Source organism: Klebsiella sp. RHBSTW-00215, from assembly GCF_014103785.1.
GTDB lineage: Bacteria > Pseudomonadota > Gammaproteobacteria > Enterobacterales > Enterobacteriaceae > Klebsiella.
In genome coordinates, this window is sequence record NZ_JABXQS010000008.1 from 1 (window position 1) to 2,657 (window position 2,657).

Genomic DNA, 2,657 nt, shown 5'->3' on the forward strand with positions numbered 1-2,657 from the left:
TGTCAGAGTCCGAGTCGCTGTCGGAATCAGAATCGCTGTCAGAGTCCGAGTCACTGTCCGAATCCGAATCGCTGTCAGAGTCCGAGTCGCTGTCCGAATCCGAATCGCTGTCAGAGTCAGAATCGCTGTCAGAGTCCGCATCGCTGTCCGAATCCGAATCACTGTCAGAGTCCGAATCGCTGTCAGAGTCCGAATCGCTGTCGGAGTCCGAATCGCTGTCAGAATCCGAGTCACTATCAGAGTCGGAGTCGCTGTCAGAATCCGAGTCGCTGTCCGAGTCCGAGTCGCTATCGGAATCCGAGTCGCTGTCCGAATCAGAATCGCTGTCGGAATCCGAGTCACTGTCAGAGTCAGAATCGCTGTCAGAGTCGGAATCACTGTCAGAATCCGAGTCAGAATCGCTGTCCGAATCCGAGTCACTGTCCGAGTCAGAATCGCTGTCCGAATCCGAGTCACTGTCCGAGTCGGAATCGCTGTCGGAATCGGCATCACTGTCAGAGTCCGAGTCGCTGTCGGAATCCGCATCGCTGTCAGAATCCGAGTCGCTGTCCGAGTCCGCATCGCTGTCCGAATCGGAATCGCTGTCAGAATCCGAGTCACTGTCAGAATCAGAGTCGCTGTCCGAATCCGAGTCGCTGTCAGAGTCCGCATCGCTGTCCGAATCCGAGTCACTGTCAGAATCCGAGTCGCTGTCAGAATCCGAATCGCTGTCAGAGTCGGAGTCACTGTCAGAATCCGAATCGCTGTCCGAATCCGAGTCGCTGTCAGAGTCCGAGTCACTATCGGCGTCGGAATCGCTGTCCGAATCCGAGTCGCTGTCAGAGTCGGAGTCACTGTCGGAGTCCGAGTCGCTGTCGGCGTCGGAATCACTGTCGCTATCCGAGTCACTGTCAGAGTCCGAATCGCTGTCGGAGTCCGAATCGCTGTCAGAATCAGAATCGCTGTCAGAGTCCGAGTCGCTATCGGAATCCGAGTCGCTGTCAGAGTCCGAATCGCTGTCCGAGTCCGAGTCGCTGTCAGAGTCAGAATCACTGTCCGAATCCGAATCACTATCAGAGTCAGAATCGCTGTCAGAGTCAGAATCGCTGTCCGAATCCGAATCGCTGTCCGAATCCGAGTCGCTGTCGCTATCCGAGTCGCTGTCGGAGTCCGAATCGCTGTCCGAATCCGAGTCACTGTCAGAATCCGAGTCGCTGTCAGAATCCGAGTCGCTGTCAGAATCCGAATCGCTGTCCGAATCCGAGTCACTGTCGGAATCGGAATCGCTGTCCGAGTCCGAGTCGCTGTCTGAATCCGAGTCGCTGTCAGAGTCAGAATCGCTGTCAGAATCCGAGTCACTGTCGGAATCAGAATCGCTGTCAGAATCCGCATCGCTGTCCGAATCCGAATCACTGTCAGAATCCGAGTCACTGTCAGAATCCGCATCGCTGTCCGAATCCGAATCACTGTCCGAATCCGAATCGCTGTCCGAATCCGAGTCACTGTCAGAGTCAGAATCGCTGTCTGAATCCGAATCGCTGTCCGAATCCGAGTCGCTGTCAGAATCCGAGTCACTGTCAGAGTCCGAGTCGCTGTCGGAATCCGAGTCACTGTCAGAGTCCGAGTCGCTGTCAGAGTCAGAATCGCTGTCCGAATCCGAATCGCTGTCCGAATCCGAGTCGCTGTCGGAGTCCGAATCGCTGTCGGAGTCCGAGTCACTGTCAGAATCCGAATCACTGTCAGAATCCGAATCACTGTCAGAGTCTGAATCACTGTCAGAATCCGAGTCGCTGTCCGAATCGGAGTCGCTGTCAGAATCGGAATCGCTGTCCGAGTCCGAGTCGCTGTCGGAATCCGAGTCACTGTCAGAATCAGAATCGCTGTCCGAATCCGAGTCACTGTCGGAATCAGAATCGCTGTCCGAATCCGAGTCACTGTCAGAGTCCGAGTCGCTGTCAGAATCCGAGTCGCTGTCAGAGTCAGAATCGCTGTCCGAATCCGAATCGCTGTCGGAGTCCGAATCGCTGTCCGAATCCGAATCGCTGTCGGAGTCCGAGTCGCTGTCAGAGTCCGAGTCGCTGTCAGAGTCAGAATCGCTGTCCGAATCCGAGTCACTGTCAGAGTCCGCATCGCTGTCGGAGTCGGAATCGCTGTCAGAGTCCGAGTCGCTGTCCGAATCCGAATCGCTGTCGCTATCCGAGTCGCTGTCAGAGTCGGAGTCACTGTCGGAATCCGAGTCACTGTCGGAATCCGAGTCGCTGTCAGAGTCCGAGTCGCTGTCAGAATCCGAGTCGCTGTCGGAATCCGAGTCGCTGTCAGAGTCAGAATCGCTGTCCGAATCCGAGTCACTGTCGGAATCCGAGTCGCTGTCAGAGTCCGAGTCGCTGTCAGAGTCCGAATCGCTGTCGGAATCCGAGTCGCTGTCAGAGTCAGAATCGCTGTCCGAATCCGAGTCACTGTCGGAATCCGAGTCGCTGTCAGAGTCCGAGTCGCTGTCAGAGTCCGAATCGCTGTCCGAATCCGCATCGCTGTCAGAGTCGGAATCGCTGTCTGAATCCGAGTCGCTGTCCGAGTCAGAATCGCTGTCCGAATCCGAGTCACTGTCAGAATCCGCATCGCTGTCCGAATCCGAATCACTGTCAGAATCCGAGTCACTGTCAGAATCCGCATCGCTGTCC

1 protein-coding gene is annotated in these 2,657 nt (G+C 55.9%); it reads left to right on the top strand.

Annotation, left to right across the window (positions count from 1 at the left end):
* A partial coding sequence (locus HV127_RS31540) for a hypothetical protein (RefSeq protein ID WP_182241001.1) occupies nt 1-2,657 on the top strand: 2,657 nt, incomplete at both ends.